The organism is Streptomyces sp. NPDC023157, from assembly GCF_055560575.1.
Window position 1 is genome coordinate 333,582 of record NZ_JBVHIL010000006.1, and the last position, 25,206, is coordinate 358,787.

19 protein-coding genes and 1 tRNA gene are annotated in these 25,206 nt (G+C 72.2%); 7 read left to right on the forward strand and 13 right to left on the reverse strand.

Annotated features, from left to right (window positions below; genetic code table 11):
- Positions 1–61: 61 nt before the first annotated feature.
- From ACZ3ZE_RS23310 to ACZ3ZE_RS23325, 4 genes are all read right to left on the reverse strand, one after another.
- On the reverse strand, positions 62–1,699 hold the full coding sequence (locus tag ACZ3ZE_RS23310) for a nitroreductase family protein (RefSeq protein ID WP_467260506.1): 1,638 nt from the start codon (positions 1,697–1,699) through the stop codon (positions 62–64).
- A 40-nt stretch (positions 1,700–1,739) separates the two neighbouring features.
- Entirely contained in the window at positions 1,740–3,815 is a 2,076-nt protein-coding gene (locus ACZ3ZE_RS23315) for a TOMM precursor leader peptide-binding protein (protein WP_467260508.1), read from the reverse strand.
- Positions 3,812–6,058: a TOMM precursor leader peptide-binding protein gene (locus ACZ3ZE_RS23320; RefSeq protein ID WP_467260510.1), complete on the reverse strand. Its 2,247-nt coding sequence runs from the start codon at positions 6,056–6,058 to the stop codon at positions 3,812–3,814. The genes ACZ3ZE_RS23315 and ACZ3ZE_RS23320 overlap by 4 nt, the downstream gene beginning before the upstream one ends.
- A 225-nt stretch (positions 6,059–6,283) precedes the next feature.
- Complete coding sequence (locus tag ACZ3ZE_RS23325) at positions 6,284–8,209, reverse strand: AfsR/SARP family transcriptional regulator (protein ID WP_467260513.1); 1,926 nt, start codon at positions 8,207–8,209, stop codon at positions 6,284–6,286.
- A gap of 915 nt (positions 8,210–9,124) precedes the next feature.
- Here ACZ3ZE_RS23325 and ACZ3ZE_RS23330 point away from each other — a divergent pair.
- Entirely contained in the window at positions 9,125–9,325 is a 201-nt protein-coding gene (locus ACZ3ZE_RS23330; protein ID WP_361176501.1) for a cold-shock protein, read from the forward strand.
- Positions 9,326–9,372: 47 nt separating this feature from the next.
- Positions 9,373–9,446, forward strand: a tRNA-Met gene (locus tag ACZ3ZE_RS23335).
- 294 nt (positions 9,447–9,740) lie between these two features.
- Here ACZ3ZE_RS23335 and ACZ3ZE_RS23340 read toward each other — a convergent pair.
- A complete protein-coding gene (locus tag ACZ3ZE_RS23340) occupies positions 9,741–10,538 on the reverse strand; it encodes an NUDIX hydrolase (protein WP_363290610.1) in 798 nt (265 codons plus the stop codon).
- Between the two features lie 94 nt (positions 10,539–10,632).
- Positions 10,633–12,102: an NUDIX domain-containing protein gene (locus tag ACZ3ZE_RS23345; RefSeq protein WP_467260515.1), complete on the reverse strand. Its 1,470-nt coding sequence runs from the start codon at positions 12,100–12,102 to the stop codon at positions 10,633–10,635.
- Positions 12,103–12,424: 322 nt separating this feature from the next.
- On the opposite strand from ACZ3ZE_RS23345, the gene ACZ3ZE_RS23350 reads away from it, so the two are divergent.
- Positions 12,425–12,952 (forward strand): GNAT family N-acetyltransferase, encoded by a 528-nt coding sequence (locus tag ACZ3ZE_RS23350; protein ID WP_361176497.1) that lies wholly within the window; start codon positions 12,425–12,427, stop codon positions 12,950–12,952.
- Between the two features lie 66 nt (positions 12,953–13,018).
- Here ACZ3ZE_RS23350 and ACZ3ZE_RS23355 read toward each other — a convergent pair whose 3' ends face one another.
- The 3 genes from ACZ3ZE_RS23355 to ACZ3ZE_RS23365 form a co-directional block, all read right to left on the reverse strand.
- Complete coding sequence (locus ACZ3ZE_RS23355) at positions 13,019–13,687, reverse strand: response regulator transcription factor (protein ID WP_361629456.1); 669 nt, start codon at positions 13,685–13,687, stop codon at positions 13,019–13,021.
- A complete protein-coding gene (locus tag ACZ3ZE_RS23360) occupies positions 13,684–14,706 on the reverse strand; it encodes a sensor histidine kinase (protein ID WP_361176493.1) in 1,023 nt (340 codons plus the stop codon). Before ACZ3ZE_RS23360 ends, ACZ3ZE_RS23355 begins: the two co-directional genes overlap by 4 nt.
- Before the next feature lie 179 nt (positions 14,707–14,885).
- Positions 14,886–15,431 (reverse strand): hypothetical protein, encoded by a 546-nt coding sequence (locus ACZ3ZE_RS23365; protein ID WP_361629450.1) that lies wholly within the window; start codon positions 15,429–15,431, stop codon positions 14,886–14,888.
- A gap of 310 nt (positions 15,432–15,741) precedes the next feature.
- Between ACZ3ZE_RS23365 and ACZ3ZE_RS23370 the strand changes: the two genes are divergently transcribed.
- Positions 15,742–17,700 (forward strand): S53 family peptidase, encoded by a 1,959-nt coding sequence (locus ACZ3ZE_RS23370; protein WP_467260518.1) that lies wholly within the window; start codon positions 15,742–15,744, stop codon positions 17,698–17,700.
- A 229-nt stretch (positions 17,701–17,929) separates the two neighbouring features.
- Here the strand turns inward: ACZ3ZE_RS23370 and ACZ3ZE_RS23375 are convergent, their stop codons facing one another.
- From ACZ3ZE_RS23375 to ACZ3ZE_RS23390, 4 genes are all read right to left on the reverse strand, one after another.
- Positions 17,930–18,286: a PRC-barrel domain-containing protein gene (locus ACZ3ZE_RS23375; protein ID WP_361176487.1), complete on the reverse strand. Its 357-nt coding sequence runs from the start codon at positions 18,284–18,286 to the stop codon at positions 17,930–17,932.
- 153 nt (positions 18,287–18,439) lie between these two features.
- Complete coding sequence (locus ACZ3ZE_RS23380; RefSeq protein WP_361629441.1) at positions 18,440–19,282, reverse strand: hypothetical protein; 843 nt, start codon at positions 19,280–19,282, stop codon at positions 18,440–18,442.
- A gap of 218 nt (positions 19,283–19,500) precedes the next feature.
- The gene (locus ACZ3ZE_RS23385; RefSeq protein WP_361176483.1) at positions 19,501–20,151 is read right to left on the reverse strand and encodes a fasciclin domain-containing protein; all 651 of its coding nucleotides are present in this window, start codon (positions 20,149–20,151) and stop codon (positions 19,501–19,503) included.
- Positions 20,152–20,280: 129 nt separating this feature from the next.
- Positions 20,281–21,873 carry a molybdopterin-dependent oxidoreductase gene (locus ACZ3ZE_RS23390; RefSeq protein WP_467260521.1) on the reverse strand — a complete coding sequence of 531 codons (1,593 nt, stop codon included), beginning with the start codon at positions 21,871–21,873 and terminating at the stop codon, positions 20,281–20,283.
- 532 nt (positions 21,874–22,405) lie between these two features.
- Here ACZ3ZE_RS23390 and sigK point away from each other — a divergent pair.
- The 3 genes from sigK to ACZ3ZE_RS23405 all read left to right on the forward strand — a co-directional run bounded on the left by sigK (position 22,406) and on the right by ACZ3ZE_RS23405 (position 25,169).
- On the forward strand, positions 22,406–22,999 hold the full coding sequence (sigK, locus tag ACZ3ZE_RS23395; RefSeq protein ID WP_361176479.1) for an ECF RNA polymerase sigma factor SigK: 594 nt from the start codon (positions 22,406–22,408) through the stop codon (positions 22,997–22,999).
- Entirely contained in the window at positions 22,996–23,745 is a 750-nt protein-coding gene (locus ACZ3ZE_RS23400; protein ID WP_361629432.1) for an anti-sigma factor, read from the forward strand. The genes sigK and ACZ3ZE_RS23400 overlap by 4 nt, the downstream gene beginning before the upstream one ends.
- Positions 23,746–24,191: 446 nt before the next feature.
- Positions 24,192–25,169 (forward strand): hypothetical protein, encoded by a 978-nt coding sequence (locus ACZ3ZE_RS23405; protein WP_467260524.1) that lies wholly within the window; start codon positions 24,192–24,194, stop codon positions 25,167–25,169.
- The last annotated feature ends 37 nt before the right edge of the window (positions 25,170–25,206 follow it).

The following is a 25,206-nucleotide window of genomic DNA, read 5'->3' on the forward strand; positions in this document are numbered from 1 at the left end:
CACTGGCACTGGCACTGGCGTCGGCATTGGCATTGGTCAGCAGTGTCATCGTCGGTCCCCCTCAGGCGATCTCGTGACGGAAGTCGGCGGGGCCCGGGCGCTCGTGGCCGAGGGCCATGATCAGCAGGGGCGCCTCCGCGGTGCCCTCCAGCCCGAGCTTCTCGACGAACGACACGTTGTCGAAGCCCAGCGCCACCCCCGCGCCGAGCGACAGGGCGGACGCCGCCAGATAGAACGTCTGCGCCACGGCGCCCGCCGTACCCACGGCGAGCCGGTAGCCGCGGTCCCCGACCGCGTCCAGGACGGCCGTCGTCCGCACCGTCGGCACGAGGACGACGCCGGCCTGCTCCAGGTTGTAGTTGGCCAGGAAGTAGTTCTCCTGGAGGAAAGCCCCCTGGGGGCCGGGGACGACGAGCGCGAGATCGCCCGCGTCGGGGTCGTGGACGTACGCGCCGGGCGCCATGCCCGTGACGTGGTTGACGAAGGCGTACAGGCGGACCTGCCGGAGCGTGCCGTCAGGGTCGGCCTCCCCGCCCAGGGAGGTCGCCGCACAGGCCGCGAGCACGGACGACAGCTGACCGGGGGTGACGGGGCGGGCCGCGTCGAAGCGGCCGAAGCTGCTGCGCCGGGCCCGCAGGACGCGGCGCACCGGCATCTCGGGGAAGTCGGGCGCGGGCAGCGGGACCCGGGTGCCGCCCTCGGGGACGGGCCGGGCGGCCGCCGGGGCGAGCGCTCCGGGGGCGGGCCGGTCGGCGGCGCCGGCCGAGGCCGCCGCGTGCATCGCGAGCATCGTGGGGAACTCGATGACGGTACGGGAGCGCTCGGCCTCCCGGTGCCGCACCGCCGGGTCGGGGCCGTCCACCACCGCGGTACGCGGCGCGGTGTCGTCGCCGTCCCAGCGCAGGGGCACGACGGCGAAGACGCCCTCCTCCTCGCCGAGTGTGCCGAGCAGGCCGTTCAGCCGGGGCTCGTCGAACCACAGGACGGGCGCGGTCCGCAGCCCGTGGGCGGCGGACCAGATCCGCCAGGTCTGCACGAGCGTCCCGACGTCGGTGCAGACCACGTGGTAGCCGAAGCTGTTGTACTTGAAGGCCGTCTGCCAGTACTTGACGCCGAGGATCAGGTACTGGTCGGTCGCCAGTGCCTCGGCGGGGGCGTCCGGCCCCAGCGCCTCGCGCACCCGCGCCGTCACGTCCCCCGTCAACAGCCGCTGCACGGCGTGCCGGTGGACGTCGTAGTAGTGGATGCCGGGCGTGAGCGGGCCCGAAGGACCGGAGGCCCAATAGATGCCGACCGGGTAGAGACCGCCGCCGCCCGCCGTGCCGCGGGACCAGTTGGCGTGGGTGTAGAACGGCAGCCCCGACAGGTCGCTGTTGGCCTGGATGCCGAGACGGCGTCCGGTCAGCCCGTACGAGTCCTTGAGCATGGCCGACAGCAGGGGAAGCGTGAAGCCGCCGGACGCGCCGGGCGCACCGGACGGATCCGCGGCCGAGGACCTGCCGCCGGACCGGGGGAGGAGGCCGGCCCTCGCGGGCGCGTCGGCCAGGTCGTCCCCGTCGGGCAGGGCGTAGGAGTCCACACCGGGGTAGAACTTCCCCCTGCGCGGCCCGTCGGGCCAGTCGGGGACGAAGTCGGCGGGTTCCATCGGAACGCGGCCGCGGTGCAGGACGGCATCGGCGTACTCATGGGCGTACCCCATGGGGTCGGCCTCCTTTCGGACGTGTGCGGGACGGATGCCGCTACGGGAAGGGATGGGGTGCGGGGTGGAGACCTGCGGCGCCCAGGGCCGCGCGCATCCGGGGCATGTGACGGGCCCGCTGCCGCGACCAGCCGAAGTCGATGGGCAGGAGACCGGGCACCAGGACCTTGACGGTGTGCAGCCCCAGCGCGCGCTGCTCGGGCAGGGTCTGGTCGACCACCACCACGTCGAAACCGGCCGCCGTGACCGCGCCCACCGCGCGCAGCAGGTCCTGGCGCAGGTCCATGGCGCCGGTGGAGCCGTCGGTGTCCGGCCACGCGAGGTCGGCGACGGCGAGGGGCGGGCCAGGGTCCGGCCGGCGCAGCAGGAAGTCGGCGTGCCGGCCCATCTCGGGCACGCCGTAGACCAGCGGATGGTCGTGGAGCGTGGTGACCCGGTCGAAGTCGGCGACCATCGCCCACAGCCGGGCCTCGTCGCGCCGGGTCCGGCCGACGAGGTTGACGGCGTCGGTGGCGATCTCGCAGAGCGCCGAGTCCAGGGCCGACTCGGGGTCGAGTCCCGCGCCCGCGCCGAAGCACATGCGGCCCACACCCCCGTCGAACCGTTCGGCACACGCGGTGACCACCGGGACCGGGAGGTCGGCGCGGGTGTCGAAGAAGCGCGCCCGGTAGCCGTACATGGCCAGGCGGTCCACCATGTGCCGCGTGCTCGGCCGGGAGCTGGTCGCCGGGTCGATCTCGCGCAGGGGCACCTGCCCGTACCAGGCGAGCAGGAAGGCGTCCCGCTCGATGACCTCCATCAGGCCGAAGTAGACGGCCTCCTCCATACTGCCGCCGGACGCGCACCCGTTGGAGCTCTCCTGCACGAACCGGTTCTCCAGACCCGGCGCGTGGTAGTACGCCAGAATCTCCGGCACCGCGCGCGGCGCCGCGTCGCGCAGCGACCAGCCCCACACCCAGGGGATCTCCCGGTCCGGCGTGAAGGGCCGCACCCGGGGGTTGTCGCGGTGGAACGCGTCCGCGTACAGGCCGGTCTCGCGCGGGTCCACGGCCACCGGGCCGAGGTCCTCCAGCGAGGCCCGGAGACGGGCGGGCCGGGTCCGGGCACGCATGCCCGCGTAGCGCTCCAGCCCTTCGAGCACCCCGATGCGCCGGCTGTGATCGTACGTGTCGGCATGCCCGCCCCAGAACGTCTCGCGCAGGTACTCCCCGGAGCGGGACGAGAAGCAGCCGACGGTGGCCGAGGTGGTGGTCGAGGCGACGTCGAAGACGACGGACGGGCCGATCGCGCCCCAATGGGGGTTGGCGAACGCGTCCACGGGAAGCCCGTAGTCCTCGATCCGGCGGACCCGGAACACACCCGGCCGGTACTTCGGCGCCGGACGCAGCGTCAGGGTGGCGGCCTCGGCGGTGTCCTCCTCGGGCGTACCGCAGGAGGGACACTCCGGGTCGGGCACCAGCGGATGGCTCCGTACGGTCATGGCGTCGAGGTCGAGCAGATGGACCCGCGGGTACGGGCCGGCCTCCGGCCCCTGTTCCGCCAGCCCCGCGACCAGGGCGGCGACGGCGGTGGCGGCGAAGGAGACCCCGTACGGCCACTCGCCCGCGGCCCGGGTCTCCGACCCGAGCTCAAGCCCCTCGCGCAGGGGCACGGAGCGAACTCCCTGCCAGCGACGCCGCAGACAGGTCGCGCAGCCGGCCCGGGCGGTCCCGGACGCTGCGGGCCACGGACCGACGATGACCTGACGGCCATAGAGATGCACGGGGACCAGGCGGTCGGCGTCGGCGGGGTCGGGGCGGGTCCCCTGCCCGTCGGCGGGGGTCGCGAACGCGTCCTGGACACCGAGAGCGGCGACGGTTACGGCGGGTGCGGGTGCGGCGGGTCCGCTTGATTCGGCTCCGATCTCGTCGAGCGCCGTGCGCAGGGCGACGGCGAACCGGGACGCGGATGCGGCGCGAGCGAGCGCGCCGGGGGCAGCGGCGCCAGCGGAGGTACGGGCGCCAGCGGAGGTACGGGCGGCACCAGCGGCACCAGCGGTACCGGCAGCACCGTCGGTACCGGAGTCCGGCCGAGGCACGGCCCTGACCTCCGTCGGGGCCGCGGTCTCCGCTCTCATCGGAGGCCCCTGGTCAGCAGGACCCGCACGGTGTGGATCCCCGCCGTCGGCAGGTCGGTGGCGTGTGTCGGGACGACGAAGGCGTCCCGGCCCGTGGCGGCGAGGCGTTCCAGGACGTGGGGCCACTCCACGGGGTCGCCCGGCGACCGCGCCGGCTCGTTCCGGGTGACCGGCACGAGGGACGCGGCCAGGTCACGCAGCAGCGGGTCGCCCTCGTCCGTGGGCCGCTCCTCCCCGGCGAGCTGGACCTCTCCGAGGAGGTCCCGGACCGCGTCGACGGCGGCCGAGGTCAGGTCGAGGGCGGCGCCGACGGCCCAGCGGCCGGGCGCCGCGCCGTCGGCCACCGTCCTCGCCAGGACGACCGATGCGCCGGAGTGCGCCCGTTCGCCGAGGTCGAGCAGCTCGACGGTGAGGCCGAGCAGCGCGGCCGACCGGAGCAGGAACGTGGTCTCCGGGTCCGCGCCGAAGACCTCGGGTGCGATCAGGGCGGTGTCACCGGAGCCTGTGACGGCCCGGCGCAGGGCGTCGTGGGCGAGGACCGACAGCAGTCCCGCGACCGCCGCCTCAGGGAGGTCCGACCCCGCCCCGGCTCCGGCCCGGGTCGGCTCGAAGCGACGGTCGGCGTTGTCCGGGCCGAAGGGACGCACGGCGCCGGTGGGCACCCGTACGACCTCCTTGGTGAGGAGCGAGGTGGCCGGGGTCCAGGTCGTCGTACCGCCGGAGCCGCCGGTGCCCGAGGCGATGGTGAGGGTGTCGGGGACCACCGGGGGCAGGGCGTCCAGGGGCTCGGTGAAGGCGGCGGACGGGACGACGTGTTCGGCGTAGACCACCGCCGCCGCGTTCAGCGCCCGCAGGCGGGCGCCGGCGGTGTGGTGCACGTCGAAGGCCGTGATCGTACGGGTGCCCCGGGGGCCCAGACCGAGGACGACCGAGCCCACCTTGAGGGGTGTCTGGGTCAGCGGCTCGTCGGCGTACGAGGTGAAGACCCCCGTGAAGGGGCGGACGAGCGCCGAGCGCCGCTCCAGTTCGGCGAGCGGTCCCTGGGCGGCGTCGTCGTCGGGCGCGGTGGCGACCGTCGGCAGGAAGGCGGGACGCGCCGGCGCCGACGCCACGTCGACCGGCTCGGGCAGGCCCGCCGGGGGCGAGCAGAACGGGCAGCGCGGGTGGGGGAGGAGGGGCTCCGACGCGACGTCGAGGCTGGCCATGGACTGGATGAGCACCCGGCCCCGGGTCTCGGCCGGCAGGGCCTCGGTGACCAGTCGGAACACCTCGTACCCCAGCAGGTTCCCGAGCATCGCCGCGAGCGGCCCGGCCGGCCGGCTCCCGGGCGTGCCGGTGCCGAGGGCGACACCGCTCCACAGCTCGGCGGCGTCCGACGCGGCGCCGCCGCCGGCCGAGCCGAGCCGGAGCGCGGCGCAGGACCAGCAGGACGACGAGTCCGGGGTCGCAGCAGGGCCGACGACGGCCGAGCCGCCGAACGTCCAGGCGGGCAGCAGCGTACGACCCGGCGGAACGCCCTCCCGCAGCAGCGGCAGCACCAGCCCCGGGACGTCGGGGCCGGCGGCGGCCACCACCACGTCGTAGCCCTCGTACGCGGACCAGGCTCCCCGGCCGTGGACGGCCTCCCGCCCCGGCAGCAGCGGCAGTTCGACGGGACAGCCCTCCGCGGCGAGGGCGGCGGCCTCAGCGCGGACGGCCGCGAACTCCTCCGGCGTCACTCCGCCGGTCCCCTCGGCGAGGGAGCGGTCGACACCGACGGTGGCACAGCCGTTCCGGACGAGGGAGAGCACGCACCAGCGGGCCACCGGACCGTCGCCGACGACCGCGACCCGGGTCTCCCGGTAGCGCGCGAAGCGGCTCGCGGCGGCGTCGGCGTAGTGGTCGATGTACGCGATCTGCGGGGCGAAGCGGGCCGCGGCCTCCGGAGAGGGGGCGGGCGCGGCGGGCGTCTCGTCCGGCGCCGGTACGGGGCGGGCGAAGCCCCGCCCGTAGAGCGCCTGCACCAGCTCGCCCACCATGGCCTTCTGCGTGTCGCCGAACCCCGCGCAGATCTCCTCGACCGCTCTGCTGCCGTCCAGGTACGGCATGAGGAGCGTGGCGAAGCGGTAGCCGGACTTCGCGGTGAGCTGGAATCCGCCGTCGGCGTTGTGGAAGATCACGCCGTTGGGGGTCTGGGTGAACAGGACATCTCGACGGACTCGAGGCCGGGTTCCGGCGATCTCCGCGTACGACGTAAGGGTCATGCGTGCGTCACACCTCTCGTTTCGGGGCGGCGAGATGGAGCCGGGGTGGTGGGCCGACTGCACTGCGGGGGAGCGGGACGTACTTGGGGTACGGGGCGGGCGGGGCGGCTAGGGCGCGCGGGGTGCAAGGGGTGCAAGGGGTGCAAGGGGTGCAGGGGGTGCATGGCGGTGCATGGGGGTGCGTGGGGCCTGCTGGGTCCGGCGAACGAAGGCGAGGCCCGGTCGTCACCTCAGGGCGGCCGGCCTGGTCCCGTCCAGCTGTGGCAACTCTCCGTGCCGGGGCGGGCGCAGCAGCGCGGGGGCGTGGCCGGCGGAGGAACCCGCCGCACGCCGGGCGTGCGCCCGCAGCAGATCGTGCGTCCAGAACGCGCCGGGCTGCCCCTCCTCCAGGAGACCGGCGTCGAGGAGGTGCTCGATGACCTGCTCCGCCGCGTCCTCCGGGAGGCCGAGAAGCCCGGCCGCCCCGGCGGTGGTGAACGAGCCGTGGAGCGACGAGGCGAGGCGGAGATGAGCCTCGGCGAGCGAGGGAGGGAGCCGCCTCAGTGCCTCGTCGAGCCGCTGCGACACCGACATGCGCGGATCGTCGGCGAGGCTGAGCCGGCCGACGGGGTCGTGCCGGAGCCAGTCGGCGTAGTCGGCGAGGCGCAGCCGGGGCCGGGTGAGCAGCCGGGCGGCCGCGATGCGGAGGGCGAGTGGGTGGTGGCCGCAGGCGGTCGCGAGGGGGAGTGCCGCGGTGGGCTCGGTGGCCATCCGCTCCCGGCCGAGGACGGCGGTGAGCAGCGCCTGCGACTGCTCGGGGTCGAGGGCTCCGAGCCGGTGCACGGTGCCACCGTGGGTGGCGACGAGCGCGGCGAGCCCCATCCGGCTGGTGACGATCGCCCCGCCGCAGGCGTACGTGGTCAGCAGCGGGCGGACCTGATCGGGGTGGACGACGTCGTCGAGGAGGAGCAGGACGCGGCCCGGGCCGGCTCCGGCGGGCAACGCGTGGCGGAGCTCGTCGGCGGCCTCCTCCGCCGGGCGGGGACTGCCGTCCGGACAGGTCAGCGGTAACAGGAGACAGCCGTCCGGGAAGTGACCGCTCACCAGGTGGGCGACGTGCAGTGCGAGCGCGGTCTTGCCGATGCCGGGAGCTCCGGAGAGGACGGCGAACGGAGCCCGGTCGAAGCCGCCGTCGGGTCTCGGGGCAGTCAACAGGCCCACCAGACGGTCGACTTCGTGCTCCCGTCCGATGAATCCGGGGATGGTCGGGATCGGCGGGAGCGGAGACGAGATCCGAGACGGAGGCAGGAGCGGAGACGGAGGCGGCCCGGGGACGACACGCTCGACCAGGGCGGCCGGCGGCGGGGTAAGGGACGGAACGACGGCGACCGGCGCCGTCGCCAGCGGGGCCCGTCTTCGCGCCACCTCGACGCGGCCGAGGTCCTCGCCCCGCAGGATCGCCAGTTCCAGACGCTGGAGTTCGGCCCGCGGATCGACACCGAGCCGTTCGCGCAGATGCTCCTTGATCCTGCGGTACTCCGCGAGGGCCTCGGTCTGCCGGCCCGTCCGGTACAGGGCCACGATGAGCTGCTCGGCGAACCGCTCGTGGGCCGGGTATACGCGCGTAACCTCCCAAAGATCAACGAGCGCTTCGCGGCAACGGCCGTGCTCCAGTTCGATGTCGCAGACGCGTTCCAGCACCGTCAGCCGCTCCTCCGCGAGGCGGGGCACCTCGTCCCGGTGCAGCAGGTCGGAGGGGACGTTGGAGAGCAGGCCTCCCTGCCACAGGGCGAGCGCGCTGCGCAGCGTGTACAGCTCGGATTCGTTCCCGGACGCGGTGGCCCGCTCGACGAGCCGGCGGAAGTGGAGCAGGTCGAGCGTCTCGGCGTCGGCGTCGATCCGGTAGCCGCCGGCCACGGCGACGACGGCCTGGTTCTCGATCCCGTACTTGGCGAACAGCCGCCGTAGGCGCAGGACGCAGCTCTGCAGGGCGGTCTTGGCCGTCGGGGGGTGCTCCTCGCCCCAGACGATGTCGCGCAGGCGGTCCGTCGACACGATGGAACCCGACCGGAGGAGCAGCGCGGCGAGCAACGCCGTCGGTTTGGAGGGCGGGAGCATCACCACGTCCCGCCCGTCGGTGACGCTCAAAGGCCCGAGTAACTGGAATCGCACCGTCGTGTTCGCCTTCCTCGTCCGCGTCCGCTGGTGCAAAGGGGTCCCTAGGAGTGGCCGGAGTCGTACGGCCGGGTGCGGGAGGTCGGGGGCCGGGCAGGTGCAGCGGGCATGGCGAACCACCTGGGAAGGCAGAGGGGGGTACGGGGGGGAGGTGCGGCGCGCTGGGCTGCTGAGGCCGCCGGAGCGGCCTGGGTGGGGAAGAAAGCACGAACAACGCCGGTCGGCGTCAGGGTCAGGAGGAAGGTACAGCGGCGATGCCGGGGACGGACCGGGGCAGGACCCCTTCCAGACATCCACCGGTGCGCGGTTGACACGCGGTGCGGGGCGCGCAGCGGTGCGGGGACGAGGGTGCCGGGACACGTGATGATGAGGTCATGACACCGTCCGCCCGCTATCCGGACGACCGTCGGGAACGAGCCGTCATCCTCGGGAGATCGTCGGCGAGGTAGGCCAGAGGCAAAGAATGGCCACTTTCCCACCGTCCGACATCGGCCCCCATGGCCGTAAATACTGGCGGCCCCGAGGCCCCCCGAGGCTTGGCTCCCACCCCGCAGCCCGTGACCAGCATGAACGACGCATCTCGACGAAACGACCCATAAGCGAACAGAGAACGATCCGGGACTCGTCACCGCCAAAGGCCCCGAAACGTCACCGCCCACACGGCGACCCTGACGACTTCAGGCCAACGCGTCCGGCGACCGCAGGGCGCTGCCGACCCACAGACCGGGGCGCGACCGGGCGGAGCGCTTGTAGGGGCGGCACGGCTGCCGCCCCTACGACATCCGACTTTTGGACGAATGATCGAATAGCTGGGCTCTGGGTGGGGTAGGACGAACGCCGGGCCCCTCCGGCAGCGGAGGGCCCTCTATGTCACCCGCCGGGGCACCCGGCAAGAATCGAAGGATACGCAGCATGGCCAGCGGCACCGTGAAGTGGTTCAACGCCGAAAAGGGCTTCGGTTTCATCGCCCAGGACGGCGGCCCGGACGTCTTCGCCCACTACTCCAACATCACCGGTAACGGGTACCGGGAGCTGGTCGAGGGAGAGACGGTCACCTTCGACGTCACCCAGGGCCAGAAGGGTCCGCAGGCCGAGAACATCGTCCGCGGCTGACCCGATACAAGAATCTCTGCTCCTCGCGTGTAAGGTGGCATCACCGACGCGGGGTGGAGCAGCTCGGTAGCTCGCTGGGCTCATAACCCAGAGGTCGCAGGTTCAAATCCTGTCCCCGCTACGAAAGGCAGGGGCCCAGCACGCTGGGCCCCTGTCGCGTTTTCGTCCCACGGTCGGGCTGTACCACTCGGGGAGGCCGCGCGCTTCTCCAGGGGGAGGTCTCGTCGGGTTCTGGTCCACAGTGCCCCCGGGCAACAGCCGGAAGGGGAGGTAGTCGACCTCCTGGACCAGGACTCTGCCACGCTCGTCCGTGATCAGGACGCTCGTGCCGGCCCACAGAGCAGCCACGCGCGCAGTTCTCCGTACTGCTGGTCGGTCAGGCGCGTCGTGGGCGGCTGGTCGTCGGTGCGTGCCGTCATCGCTTCTCCGATCGGTGAGGTGTGGCAGAGGGCGGACCGGATGTCTGGGTGAGGAGGTGGGTGGATGAAGAGGTGAAGTACCGGTCGAGGAGCTGGGGGAGGAAGTCCGCCGTCGGGGCGAGGCTCCCGGCAAGGGCTGGTGAGGGCACGAAGGAGAGCTGGTCGAGCTCCGGTTCGGTGCCGGAACCGGAGTGCGCAGCGGCCAGTTCCGCGTGGAGTCGCAGAACTCGATCGCTGCGCTGGGGCGGGCAGAGAAAGTGGAAGCCGAGGCTGCCGAACCGGCGCCCACGGGTGAGGGCCCACGGCCGCAGTTCCCCGGCGTCGACGCTGACGCCGGTCTCCTCGACCAGCTCGCGGGCAGCCTGCCGACCCAGCTCCGCCCTGTCCAGGGCCTGTCCGGCCCGGGGTGGCTCGACCGCGCCGCCGGGAAGCGCCCAGAAGCCGGGGTGCGCCGTGCAGGGTGATCCGCGACCGATGAGGAGCCCCCTCTCCGTCGGTACGAGGACGGTGACGAACAGCGCGCCGGGGACCCGATCGAGCGGGCGCAGGCGCCGAAGAGCCCGGCTCCGGTAGGTCGTCGCCGCCCAGCGGACGACCGGCGGACCGGTGCGAGGCTGGTCGACGCCAAGCGCGGCGGCGATCGGCCCGTCGAACGCCGCAGGGTTGCGCGCCTGGGTCTCCCGCCAGATGCGGTCCACCTCGACCCGCTCCCGCGAGGTGAGGCCCGGAAACGGGTGCTCCGCGAACATGATCTCGGTGTCGTCGAGGAACTCGACGGCAGACAGCCCGGGCAATGGCTCACCTTCCGTGGAGGCAGACGGCCGGGCAGCGCCCATCCCGCGCGCTGCTCGGGTGTGTCGTACGCGACGTGGACGTCGGCGAAGTCGGTCATCGTGCCCAGCCTAACTCCGTGTAGGACTGCCCGGCCTGGATGCCTTCGATGGCCGCGCGTGTGTACGGCACGATCCGCTCCGGCAGACCCTTGGCAGCGAACCACTCCCAGCCAGTGCACTTGTCCGGCTCGCGCACCTCCGGCGTGCCCTCCCAGCGGCGTGCGCGGAAGAAGAGCCCGATGCGGGGCCGGTCACCCGGCGCGTCGATCGTATGGACGGTGTGGACGAGGCGGAGGTCGGCCGGGTCGATGACCAGCCCCGCCTCCTCATGGGCCTCGCGCACCAGACAGTCGGTCGCTGCCTCGTACTCGCAATGGCCCGCGAGGACGTGCCAAGTGTGCGCGGCGTAGGTCGAGTTCGCGTGGCGGAGCCCCAGCAGCACCTTTCCCGCGTGCTCCAGGTAGAGGTGGACGCCGACGATGTGGAGTTCGGTCCCCGCGGGCGCGACAGCCTGCGTGGGTGACCTCGGTGCCAGGCCGGTGTCGGCGGCGGGGTGTTCGTCCGCATGGTGCTGGAGCAGGGCCCGCGTGGAGGGCATCATGGTCAGGTAGGGCAGCTGCTCCGGGCGGAACCAGGCGAGCAGGACGCCCTCGGTCAAGGGCAGCGCCGCCGGGTCCCCGCGCCACTCGCCGCTGAACAGCTGGATCGGCACGTGCGTCCCGTCGGCCCCGGTGACGTGGCCGCTCTTGTACGGTCGGAGGTCGGTCAGGGTGAGGCCGGCCTCCTCACGGAGCTCACGGGTGACCGTGTCGCGCAGGGTCGCGTCCTGAGGCTCGCGACCTCCGCCGATCAGGTCCCAGCATCCCGGGGCCCAGATCCCCGGCTTGTTCGCGTCCCGCAGGTGCAGCAGGTACCGCCCGTGGCCGTCGTGGATCACCGCCGACGCGTTCACCGGGGTGATCGTGCCGTCCAAGGCGGCGTCCCGCAGCTTCGCGCGCAGAGTCGGCGATCGGACCTCGTCCTGGGGCAGCCAGACCGCCCCCGCGATCTCCTCCTCCTGAAGGGAAAGGCCCGGGGCGTCGGGCGTCAGGCGGAAGACGAACCGGAAGTCGTAGTGCTGATGGGCGGGTTCGCCCTTCGACGGGCGGGCTTCGATGCCGTGGACGCCGATGTCGAAAGGTGCCCCTCCGAACTCGGGTGTGAGAGCGAGGCAGGCCGCCGGGAGGCCGGTTTCCTCCTGGACTTCTCGCAGTGCGGCGGCGAGCAGTGTGTCGTCACCGCTGTCGACGTGCCCGCCAGGGGGGAGCAGCAGTCCGCTGGCCCTGTGCGCGACGTGCAGGACGCGCCGATCGCGGTCGAGGACGACAGCACTGCAGGTGATGTGTCCGGGCAGCGTGGCGCGGCTGGTCGCGTCACTCCCGGCGTCGAGAGCGGACAGGAGTCCGGAGAGGGCGCTGCGTTCGGAGGGATGCCGGTCGAGGTAGTCGGCGACCGTACAACGGATGTGGTCCACGGATGGCGGCATGTCGGCACCTCGTCAGGGGCGGGACGAAAAGCTGGGCTGTCGTGTGGCTCAACGACGCGGGTCCGTGGTTCGAGGACAGCGAATTCGGACGCTGTTCGAACCCCGGAATCAGGCGAAAATGAGTTCGTGTGGCGTGCATCGATCCGTGTGGGGCAAGCCTGGACGTCGACGCGGCGTATGGCCGAAACGCCGACAGGGAAGTGGAGGGAGTGGGCCGACAGCGCCTCCGGGTGCCGTGCCGTCTCACGCGTACGCCTGACTCGTCGGCAGCGACGACAAATCGTGCGAAGTTCTCCTTTGCGGTCATGTCATCATCGATGCCATGAGTGAAACCGCCGTCGAGATCGTCCCGCTGGAACTGGTCCACCTCCACGACGTCCTCGACCTCGGCCACCGGGTCTACGACGTCAAGGCGATGCCGTACACCTCGTGGGCGCTGTCCTCGGTCGCGGCGCACTGGGACGCCCAGCCGGACGCCTGCTGGGTCGCCCGGGACGAGGAGGGGCTGCTCGGCTTCGTCCTCGGCTCCCTCTCGTACGACGAGCGAGAGGACTGGGGCTACCTGGAGTGGATCGCCCTGGAGGAGCGGGCCCGCGGCCGCGGCGTGGCGAGCGCGCTGGTGGAGCACTGCTGTGACGCCCTCTTCGCGGCGGGCGCCTCACGCATCATCACCGACGTGGAGAGCAGCAACGAGGCGTCCGCCGCGATGATGCGGCGCAACGGCTTCACCGAGGGCGTCTCCGTCACCCTCTTCGTCCGCCGCGCCCCCAACGACCACCCCGCGCCGTCCATCCGCCCCGCCCAGGACCCGGCCCGCGCCCGCCTCCGCCGCGCCGCCCGCGCGAGCTGACCCTTGGCGCCTCGACCGAGCCGGCCCCGCCGGCCGCGGCGCCCCCCGCCGGCGCGGTCACGACAGTCACGCCAGCCCGGCGGCGATCGCCCGGCGCACGGCATCCGCCCGGTCACGGATGCCGGCCTTGGCGAACAGGTTGTTGATGTGCGTCTTGACCGTGGCCTCGCTGATGAAGAGCCGCTCGGCGATCGCCCGGTTCGGCAGTCCCTCCCCGATGAGAGCCAGCACCTCGCGCTCGCGCGGGGTCAGGTCGGCGGGCAGGGGTTCACGCGGCGCGGAGCGCTGTGCCCCGGTCACGGCGGCGAGCAGGCGGTTGCGCACTTCGTGGTCCAGGACCGACTGGCCGGCCGCGGCGGCGCGGATCGCGCGGGCGATGTCCTCACGGCCCGCGTTCTTCGTCAGATAGCCACGGGCACCCGCGGCGAGCGCCGTCATGATCGAGTCGTCGTCGGCGAACGTCGTGAGGACGACCACGGCCACGTCCGGGTGGGCTTCGCCCAGCCGGCGTGTCGCCTCGGTCCCGTCCATCTCGGGCATGCGGAGGTCCATCAGTACGACGTCGACGGGCTTCTCGGCGACGATGTCCAGCACTTCACGTCCGTTGGTGGCGGTCGCGACGACGCTGATGTCCCCGGCCAGTGCGAGGACCATCGCGAGCGGCTCGCGCACGGCGGCCTGGTCGTCGGCGATGACGACGTTGATCGGGGGAGAGGGCGTTGCCGACCCGGTCATGCCGGAATCACCACTTCGACCTTCCAGGACCCCCGCTGAGGGCCTGACGGCACGGGACCCGTCGTCACCGTCCCGTCCATGAGAGCGACGCGCTCGCGGATACCGATCAGCCCCATCCCGCTTCCCGTACCCGCGGACACCGGCAGGGTCGCCGGCCCGTTGAGAATGCTCAAGGTGGTCGTCTTCTCCTCGTACGACACCGTCACGTGCACCGTGCCTCCAGGCGCGTGGCGGGTCGCGTTGGTCAAGGCCTCCTGCGCGATCCGGAGGAGGTTGTGCGCGGTCTGCGTCGGCAGCTCACGCACCGTTCCGGTCACCGTGAGGGCCTGACGATGCCCGGACGATTCCAGCATGGCGGTGAGACTCTCCAGGAGGGGCAGATCCTCCTCGCGCAGCGCACGCACCGTCCACTGCGCCTGCTTCAGGCTTTCCCTCACGAGGCTCTGCGCCCGGGCGGTCGCCTGCCGTGCCTTGTCCGCCTCACCGACCTCGATGAGCGCGTCCGCCAGTTCGAGCTGCATGTTGATGCCGGCCAGGGAGTGCGCGAGTACGTCGTGGACGTCTCGTGCCACCTTGCTTCGTTCGGTCAGCACCAACGTCCGGGCCTCGGCGCGGGCGGCACGCTCGGCCGCTGCGGAGGCTGCGATCGCGGCTTCGACGGCCTGGGCCCGGCTCCGCCCCGACATTCCCGCCAGGACCAGGGCGCCGGTCGACAGCCCGGCCATGAGGGACAGCCCCTGCTGGCCCGGGTCGGCACGGAACGCCAGAGCGGCGCCGCACAGCAGGCTCAGCGCCACCGCGAGAGCCGTGGCCGGCTTGACGCTCAGCCGGTAGCCGATGAAGGCGGCGAGGAAGAAGGCGAACAGCGACGCCGTCCCCGTGTCCGCGACGGCCAGCAAGCCCGCCGCCGCCGCGACCCCGACCACCATCGTAGGAAGAAGAAGGCGGTCGGGGAGCAGCCTCCTGGGCACGAGCCGCAGCGCGAAGATGCCGAAGTTGACGCCGAAGAGCAGCGCCACGGCGAGGCCACGGCCACTGAGGCCCAGGGGCCGAAGGGTGAGAACCTGGGCGACGAAGAGAACCGCCGCCCATACCCACGGAGCAACCCGGCTACGCTCCGTAAGGCCGGGCCCGGCTCCCTCGACACCGCCGGGAGTCCTCGGGGTCCTCAGTGACATGCTGTGACGATACGCCATGATCACTTGAGCCGACCGGTGAGCGGCGTGCTCGGCGTCCCGGGCTGGGGCGTACCCGTCGCACGAGCCACCATCTGACTGCGTACGAAGATCGTGGCCAGACGGGTGACGACCTCGGCGACCGCCATCAGCAGAAGGGCGGTGACCCACGCCTGCTGGCCGGTGATCCGGTGCGCGACGCTGAACCTGCCGACGTCACCGGCGCCCCCGTGGTCGACCCACAGCTGGAAGGCCAGCCGGGAGCCCATGCCGAGCACCCACAGGACCGCCGAGATCGCCCCGGCCTTGATCATCAGATCGCCGTTCAGTACGCGGATCCGGGTGAACACGCCACCGGCGATGCCGAGCGCCGCGCCCACACCGGCCGTCACGCCGATGAGGAGCAGATCGTTGCCCTGCGTAGGTATGCCGTCCAGGTACTGGGAGGCGAAGAACGCCACGATCCCCAGAGGGATCAGGTAGGACTTGGGCCCCAGTCGTCCTTCCCGCAGCTGCCGGAAGACGACGAGGATGAGCGCGATGTCGACGAGCCAGTCGGTGAGAGTCATGGATCCAGCATGTTGAAGACCGCCTCCTGACACCTGCACCCACGGGTGGAGGTACGGGTGGAGATGCGCACCGAGGAGCACCCAGGCCGATCCGGACCGGTCCGGACCGATCCGGACCGATCCGGACCGATCCAGGCCGATCCGGACCGACGGGCGAACGGGGGAGCCGCCGCCAATTCCCTTTCATTGAAAGCTCTTTGACCTCTTTTGATCACCCGCTTCCCCTGGCATGAACTGATCCTGACCAGAGTGGCGCCGTACCCGCTGCGCTTCACGCGCAGCACGCGAACGCCTCACCACAGGGGACGACATGGGAAGCAGCCGTACGATACGGCGCACGTCAATGGGCATCGCGGCGGCCCTGCCGCTGCTCGCCGGAGCACTCGCCGTCGGGATACCGGCCGCGCAGGCCACGACTCCGGTGCCCGGCGGCCGGGTGGCGCTGGAGGGGGCCCGGCCCGGCTGGGCCACCGACTCGGCGGACCGGGGCAGCACCGCGCGCTCCGCGCGGGTGGACGCCCGCGTCTACCTGGCAGGACGGGACCCGCAGGGCCTCACCGCGTACGCCGAGGCCGTCTCCGACCCGAAGTCGCCGAGCTACGGCGCCTACCTGACGCCCGACCAGGTGCGCACGCGCTTCGGCGCGACGCCGGAACAGGTCAAGGCCGTCACGCAGTGGCTCCAGGGAGCCGGTCTCACTGTGACTGCCACGAACGAGCACTACATAGCCGTCTCGGGTGATGTGGCCGCCGCCCAGAAGGCGTTCGCGACCCAGCTGCACGACTACCGCAAGGGCGCCGCCGTCTACCGCGCACCCACCACCACCCCCTCCGCGCCGGGCGCCCTCGCGCACGCGGTGCTGACGGTGACCGGCCTGGACAACGCCCCGCACCGTGCCACGCACAAGGACACGCTGCCCGGCCCCGGCGCCGGATTCCGCAACGCGGGCCCCTTCTCCACCTTCTACGGGTCGAACACCGCCACCTCCCTCCCGGACGCGTACGGTGCGAAGGTCCCGTACGCGGTGAAGGGCTACACCGGCAAGCAGCTGCGCGCCGCCTACGGCGCCGGCGGCTACACCGGCCGGGGCGTCACCGTGGCCATCACCGACGCCTACGCCAGCCCGACCATCGCGGCGGACGCGCGGAAGTACGCCGCACGCAACGGCGACAAGGCGTACCGCGCCGGCCAGCTCCGCCAGGTCACCCCGGCCGAGTACACGCACACCGAGGACTGCGACGCGTCCGGTTGGTACGGGGAGGAGACCCTCGACGTCGAGGCCGTCCACGCGGTCGCCCCGGACGCCGACGTGGTCTACGTCGCGGGAGCGTCCTGCAACGACCCCGACCTCCTGGACACCCTCAACAAGATCGTCGACAAGCGGCTCGCCGACATCGTCTCCAACTCGTGGGGCGACATCGAGGCCAACGAGACCCCGGAGATCGCGGCCGCCTACGACCGGACCTTCAAGCTCGGCGCGGTCGAGGGCATCGGCTTCTACTTCTCCTCCGGCGACAACGGCGACGAGGTCGCGAACACCGGCACGAAGCAGGTCGACACCCCGGCCAACTCGGCCTGGGTCACGGCGGTCGGCGGCACGTCGCTCGCCGTCGGCAAGAACGACCGCTACCAGTTCGAGACCGGCTGGGGCACCCTGAAGGCCCCCCTCGCCGCCGACGGCTCCGCCTGGACCGGCTTCCCCGGCGCGTACACCAGCGGAGCGGGCGGCGGCACCAGCGCGACCGTCCACCAGCCCGCCTACCAGCGCGGCGTCGTACCCGACACGCTCGCCCAGGCGAACGGCGCGCCCCGCATGCGCACGGTCCCGGACATCGCGGCCGTCGGCGACCCGAACACCGGCTTCCTCGTCGGCCAGACGCAGACCTGGCCCGACGGCTCGGTGTCGTACGACGAGTACCGCATCGGCGGCACCTCACTCGCCGCCCCGGTCGTCGCGGGCCTCCAGGCCCTGGCCCAGCAGGCCCGCCGCCTCCCGATCGGCTTCGCCAACCCCGGCATCTACGCCCGCTACGGCTCCCCGCTCCTCCACGACGTCACGGACCACCCGCTGGGCAAGGACCGCGACCTCGCCGTGGCCCGCAACGACTTCGCGAACGGCACGGATGCCTCCGAGGGCCTCGTCACCTCGGTCCGCAGCCTCGGCAAGGACAGCTCCCTGACCGCGGTACGCGGCTACGACACGGTCACGGGCGTCGGCACCCCGGCCCCCGGCTACGTGGACTCCTACCGCTTCCCGTTCCAGCACTAGCCGCCCGGCCCGGGGGCCGGTGCGCGCGATCGCGCCGAGTGCGACGTCCGTCGAGACCACGACGATCGTCGCGCTCGGCGTCAGCGATCCATCTCTCGCTGGCAGGGTGAATACGTGGAGGAATCTGAACACCCGCCTCCTCGTGTGCGTCCTGGTCATTCACCACGGTCGGCCCCTCTCGTTCCTGACGAGCGGCAGTACCCAGACCGGGAGGGCCCCTTCCGGCTGTTCAGCGCCTGGCCAGGCGGCGCTCGCCGCCGGCGCCGGGCTGGTACTCCAGGTTGTAGTGTGCGAAGACCTCGGGTTCTCGCTCCGCCGGCAGTACGCCGTCCGTGTCGATGGCCGGTGCGTCCTTCACCGAGGTCTTGGTGAACGGGACCTTCACATAGCCGGGACCGACCGTCGCTTCGCCGAGGGGTACGAAGACCAGCCGGTGCCGGGTAGGCAGACCGACGGTGACGGTCGCGAACGACGGTTCGTCGGTGGCGGTGTCCACGTAGACCGACTCGAGCGTGCCGATCTTCTTCCCGTCCGCGTCCACGACGTCGTGCTCGCGCCACTCCCGGATGTCGGCGATCTGGATCATGCATCGGCCTCCGTTCGATGTCCGGACTCCATCATGTGGCCGGATGTGACCATGCGCCCTGCGGGGCGGCCCGTAGGAACCAGCCCGCTGTCGGGTGGCACCTGGTAGGTGACCTCCGGCGCAGACCGCGCCCCCTGGCCGTTTCAGGCCGGGTCAGGGGCGCTCGTAGTGCTGGAGGATGCCGCCTGCGGAGAAGCAGAGGGCGCCGGTCAGGGTGCCCCAGTTGGCGATGTCGGTGTTGATCAGGCTGCCGGTGGCGGGGCGCGTGTAGGCGGCGAGGGCCGAGATCATGAAGAGGATCGAGCCCAGCTGGTTCACCGCGACGATCCACCAGCCGAGGTCGCGTTGCCGGACGCACGGCCTGCCGTGGCAGATCTCGACGAACGCGAGGTGACCGGAGATCAGGAAGAGGACGCAGCCGATGACGTCCGGGGCCCAGATCAGCCGGTTGGTCTGCTGGACGGTCAGGCCCTGGAGGAAGGAGTCGAGCAGGTCGACGGCGAACACCAGGGTGCCTGCGAACAGGACGAAAGCGCTCAGCCAGTCGACCCGCATCGGTTCGTAGCTCCACCAGCGCCACCCTCGGGCGACCAGCGTGCCTTCCTTTCCGGGCATGTGGCGTGGGGCGTTGACGACCTGGAGCAGGGACACGTAGCCGCCGGTGTTGAAGAACAGGCCTCCGGCGAAGTACACCGAGGCACAGGTGGTGGCGTCACCGGAGCCGAATTGGGCGATCGCGGCGCCGGCCGTGAAGAGACCTCCGCCGATGATGAAGGCGGTGGCCGCGATCGCGTTGAGTGTGCGCAGCCGGGCGAGGGCCGTGTCGTCGGCGGTGTCGTGACGGGCGCCGGTCGCCCCGGGCGGGTGGACGGTGATGCGCCCTCGGCGCCGGGCGGGCCTGGATTCCCAGGTGGCGGTCCCGCCGCCTGGCGGGTGCCAGGTGAGGCGGGTGGTGAACGGTCCCGCGCCTTCGGCGCGCTGGTCGGTCTGGTCCACAGGCAGACAGTAGGCGGCCCGCCCGTCGTCGGCCGGGTGCAACGCCGTCGGCACCGCACCGTCGGCTGGGGAGGGCCGTGCGCAGGCCCTGCCGATTCGGCGGGCCTGCGCGGGACGGTTGCTGGGGTGGGGCGGCCGGTGTTGCGCTCGCGGCGCCGATTCACCGGTGGTGTGGGGGAGCCGGCCGCCGGCCGTTGGCCCTTGCGGGCCCGAACGGGCTACTTGGGCATGAGGACGGTGTCGATGATGTAGACGTTGGCGTTGGCGGTCTTGACGTTGCCGCAGACCACCTCGGCCGTGCCGTTGACCTTGTAGGACTCGCCGGATCCGGTGGTGGTGAGCGTGCCCTTCTGGAGGGTCGTGAAGGTGCCGTTCTCGAGCTGCTTCGGGGTCAGCTTCTGGCCGACGACGTGGTAGGTCAGGATGTCAGTGAGAGCGGCCTTGTCGGCGAGGACCTTGTCGAGGTCGGCCTTCGGGATCTTCGCGAAGGCGTCGTTGGTCGGCGCGAAGACGGTGATGTCCTCGGCGTTGTTGAGGGTGTCGACGAGCCCGGCCTTCTCGACCGCGGCGACCAGCGTCGACAGGGCAGGGTTGTGGGAGGCGGCGGTGGCGACCGGGTCCTTGGCCATGCCGTCGAAGGAACCGGCACCCTCCTTGGGAACCCCGGCGCAGGCCGGGCCGAAGGGCTGGTCACCGGTCATCGCCTCTTCGGAGGGGGAACTCTCCTCCGTCTTCGCCTGGTCCCCGGCGGCCGCGGTGGCGGCGGCCTTGGTATCGCTGCCGGAGTCCGAGCAGGCGGCCAGGGAGAGGGGGAGCAGGGCTGCCGCGGCGACGGCGATCGCGGTGCGGCGGATCTTCATGCTGTTCATGATCTTTTACTCCTTGACGAGCTGTTCGTGTGAGTGATGAGGGTGTTGGTTGAGCTGCCGGGCCTGGCCTGAGGGGCCGGTCCGGTGGTCTGTGGGTTGGACGGGTGGTCTACGGGCCGGTCCGGTGGTCTACGGGACGGTGACGAAGACGCTGTGCCGGCCGCTCGCTCCGTCGGGGAGGGTGCGGGTGCGTTGTTCGGTCTGGACCTGGCCGGTGCCGTCGGTGGCGCGCACGGTGAGCGTGTGGCTGCCGGAGGTGGCGTCCCAGCGGTAGGACCATTGGCGCCACGTGTCGACGGTGTCCTGGACGGCGAGGTCGGCGTCCCGCCACGGCCCGTCGTCGATGCGGATCTCGACGCGGGTGATCCCGCGGTGCTGGGCCCAGGCGACGCCCGCGATGGTGACGGTGCCGGGGGCTGGGCGGGCGAAGGGTCTGGGGGTGTCGATACGTGCCTGCGTCTTGATCGGCGCCCGGCGGGCCCACTTTCGCTTGACCCAGTACGGGTCGTAGGCGTCGAAGGTGGTGAGCTCGATCGACTCGATCCACTTGCAGGCCGAGACGTATCCGTAGAGGCCGGGGACGAGCATGCGGACGGGAAAGCCGTGGTCGAAGGGCAGGGGTTCGCCGTTCATGCCCACGGCTAGCATCGCGTCGCGGCCGTCCATGACGTCCTCGACGGGGGAGCCGAGCGTCATGCCGTCCACCGACCGCGCCACGAGCTGATCGGCCGCGCCGCCGTGGGAGGGCGGCCGGACACCGGCTTCCCGGAGCAGGCCCGCGAGGGGGACGCCGAGCCAGCGGGCGTTGCCGACGTAGGGGCCGCCGACCTCGTTGGAGACGCAGGTGAGGGTGATGTCGCGTTCGATGAGCGGACGGGCCAGGAGCTCGTCCAGGGTGTACGTACGCGGGCGGGTGACGCTCTTGCCGTGGATCCGCAGCCGCCAGGTTCCGGCGTCGATCGTGGGCACGATCAGGGCGGTGTCGACGCGGTAGAAGTCGCGGGTGAGCGTGATGAAGGGGGAGATGCCGGGCACCTTCAGCCTCGCGCCGGGCGGTACGGGCGGGGCTGGCGAAGAGGGCTCGGGCAGCACCAGCCTCTCTCGGGAGGCGACCGCCCCCTGACCCTGCCGCCCGGACAGGAATCGCCCGAGCACGCCTGCCGACGTCGCCGTCGCGGCGGTCACTCCCGCCGCGACGAGGAAACCGCGCCGGTCCCACACGCCGGTCCCGCGCTCGCCCTCGCTGTCGGCCGGAGTCGTCACCACGGCTGCTTTCGAGGCCAGTACGTAGAGGGTGAAGCAGCCGGCCAGGCCTCCGATCAGGGAGGGGAGTGCGTCAGCGACGCCGGTGGAGTCGGGACGGCCCAGGGCCGCGACGGCTCCGACGACCCCGAACAGCAGGACGCCGGCGGCGCCGACGCGCCGATGACGCAGGCCGAGCACGCCCAGACCGATCGCGGCGAGGCCGAGCGCGGCGAGGATCCCGACCCGCAGGACGGCCTTGTCGTTCTCGCCGAACGTACGGATCGCGAAGTCCTTCACCGCGGCCGGAGTCCGGTCGATCAACGCACCGCCCACCACGGTCACCGGCCCCGCGGCCGGCCGCACCAGCCCGGCGACCAGCTCGGCCACGGCGAGCGCCGTGAAACCGGCCACGAGCCCGGCCGACGCGCCCAGCGCGACGCGGGAAAGAGTTCTGGGAAAGCTGCTCACACCCGTCATTCGGCGGCCCCCGCCCAGCGGATGGGCCCGACCCCCGAACGAGTGAACAGACCGGTCCGTGTTGCCTCCCGGCGCGTCCGTGGAACATGCGGGCAGGCAGTCAGTGCGGGTATCGCAGAGCCCCGCACAGCGTTTTCGAACCGGATGCCGGATGCCGGATGCCGGATGCCGGATGCCGGATGCCGGATGCCGCACGCCGCATCCGCCAGGCGCCCCGCGCCGAACTACCAGGTGAAGGCATCCGAACCCGCAGGCAGGACCCGATGCACGCTCATCGACGACCTGGAGGCGCTGAAGGCGATCGGCTCCCACCCATCGGCGTGAGAAACCGGCCTCCCATCCGCGCGCCCCACCGCTACGAAGTACCGCTGACACGCACGCCCACCCCTTGCGCGGTGGCCGGCCCGACCCGTGGGGCGGCCCGTCACCCCCTGAGCGACCAGTCGAGGACTGACATGCGATGGACCCCCCGCCCCCCGACCCCGCCCGACCGCCCCTCCGTCTCCTCCTCCCCACGTCCGGAGCCGCGCCGGTGAACCAACCGCTCCCCTTCACCGCCCGACCCTGCGGCGACCCCGCCCGCAGCGACCTGGCCGAGGTCATGGAGAAGGTCGCGCACGGTGACAAGCAGGCTTTCTCCGTCCTCTACGACGGCCTCGCGCCCCTGGTGTTCGGGATCGTGATCAAAGTCGTACGTGATCGGGCGCAGTCGGAGGAGGTCGCCCAGGAGGTGATGATCGACCTGTGGCGCCAGGCCGCGCGCTACCGCCCCGACGCCGGCTCGGTCACCAGCTGGGCGGCGACCATCGCCCACCGGCGGGCCGTGGACCGGGTCCGCTCCGCCCAGGCCGCGTCCGACCGCGAGCACGCCCAGGCCGCCCGCGAACACACCACCGCGTACGACGAGGTCGCCGAACAGGTCGAGACCCGGCTGGAGTCCGAGCAGGTCCGGCGCTGTGTGCGCGGCCTCACCGAACTCCAGCGGCAGGCGGTCACCCTCGCGTACTACCAGGGGCTGACCTACCGTGAAGTCGCCGAAGCCCTGCGCACGCCGCTTCCCACCATCAAGACACGCATGCGCGACGGGCTCATCCGGCTCCGCGACTGCATGGGGGTGACCGCATGAAGCACGACGTGACCGACCTCCACACCCTCGCCGCCCCCTACACCCTGAACGCGCTCGACCCCGGAGAGCGCGGCGCCTTCGAAGACCACCTGCGCACGTGCGCGGCCTGCCGGCAGGATGTGGCGGAGTTCGACGCGACCGCGGCACGCCTGGCGGCGGCCGTCTCCCTGGCACCGCCCGCCACAGCCAAGGCCCAGGTCATGGCCGCCATCGAGGGAGTGCGTCAACTCCCGCCACGTATCCCCACCCAGGCTTCCGCCCCCGCCTTCGGCAGCGCCCTGCGCCGCAAGGCCCCCGTGCTCGCCCTGGCCGCCGGCGTGGCCGCGGCCGTACTCGGCGGCGCCACGGTGTGGCAGACGCAGCACATCCAGGACCTCGAACGGCAGGCCCGCCAATCGCAGCGGCAACTCGACGCGGTCAGCGCCGTCCTCGCCGCACCCGACGCCCGTACCGCCCACGCGCGGGCCGCCAACGGAGCGCTGACCAGCGTCGTCACCTCCGACCGGCAGAACAAGGCCGTCTTCACCGCCGCCAACCTCCCCGCGCCGGGCACCGGCAAGACCTATCAGCTCTGGCTCGACCACAACGGCACGATGCTCCCCGCCGGTCTCATCGACCACGACGGCACCGTCATCCTCACCGGCAGCCCCACCGACGCGAGCGCCGTCGGCCTCACCCTCGAACCCACCGGAGGCTCCCCCCAGCCCACCACCACGCCCCTGCTTCTGATCGCCCTCCCAGCCTGACCTGCCGAAATCCGTGGGGGCGTCGTCCGTCAACGCTGGACGGCCCCCGGAAGGGTGGCGGTGCCGTTCAGGCAGTGGTCGAGGAGTGCGTGCATGGGCGGAACGGGGAGGGCCGAATTGGCCGCAGCGCCCTCGGCGGGAGTCGTCATCGTGCGCGAGCGTTTCGACGAGTTCCGCCGGCAGCCCCGGCCGGGTCGGTACGCGACTCGCTGAACGGCTCGATGAACGGGCAGGTGCAGTCTGCCGCGCAGCCACGGCTCACGCAGCCACGGCTCACGCGGAGAGTCGAACACCGTGTCAACCTGCCACCTCGCCTCCCGAACCCCGAGGTCCGGAAGCCAGCTGTGGATACTGGTGTGCGATTGTCGGTCGCCCGTGATAGTCACTATGCCACCGGGTGGGAAGATCGATGACCTGCCCGTTCGAACATGGCAAGGGGTGGGGACATGGCGTTGCTCCGTGACTGGGGGCTCACACTGGGGAGATGGGCCGGGCGGCCCGACGCGAAGCTGCAGAAGGACTCCGGCGACCCCGACGTGCCGCGTGTACGCGCGGCCGCCGAGGCCGCGGACTGGCCGACGGTACGCGCCGTACTGGAGGCCCGGCCCGAGAGCGCCGACCGGACGGAGCTCCTGTGGGCGGTCGCCGAGACCGCCGGGGTGGAGCAGTGGATCGCGCCCGTCCTCGAAGCCGAGCCGGACGCCCCGTTGCCACGCCTCGTCGCCGGCATCCGACACATCACCTGGGGCTGGGAGGCCCGGACCGACGCCCTCGCCAAGCACGTCTCGCGCGAGCAGTTCGAGGTGTTCCACGCGCGCCTGCGCCAGGCCGAACAGTGGCTGTACGAGGTCGCCGAGCGGGAGCCCGGATGGTCCTCGCCCTGGTACGGCCTGCAGATCACCGGCCGCGGCCTCCAGGTCGGCCAGGCCGTCGCGCGCCGCCGCTTCGAGGCGACCGTGCGGCGATCCCCGTACCACCTGGGCGCCCACCAGCAGCAGTTGCAGCAGGTGTGCGCGAAGTGGAGCGGATCGCACGAGGAGATGCACGCCTTCGCGCGGGCCGCGGCCTTCGGCGCACCCGGCGGCACGCTGCTCGGTCAGCTCGTCCCGTACGCGCACATCGAACACTGGGTCAGCCTCGACGAGGGGGCGGACGCCACGTACATCCGCGGGTCCGAGGTCGCGGCTTCGCTGAACGAGGCCGCCGACCACTCCTACCGGCACCCGGACTTCGCGCGCGGGCGCGGCTGGCTCCCGCTGGTCAACACCTTCGCCATGGCCTTCTCACTGGCCGGCGACAGAGCGGGAGCACGCGAGTGCTTCGAGGCCGCCGAGGGGCGGGTCACCGAGTCCCCCTGGTACTACCTCAACGGCTCCGACCCGGCCGCTGCCTACCGGAAGATGCGTTCCGCAGCCGGACGCTGACCGGTCAACGACCGGGGATCGGCGACCGTTGGCCGCT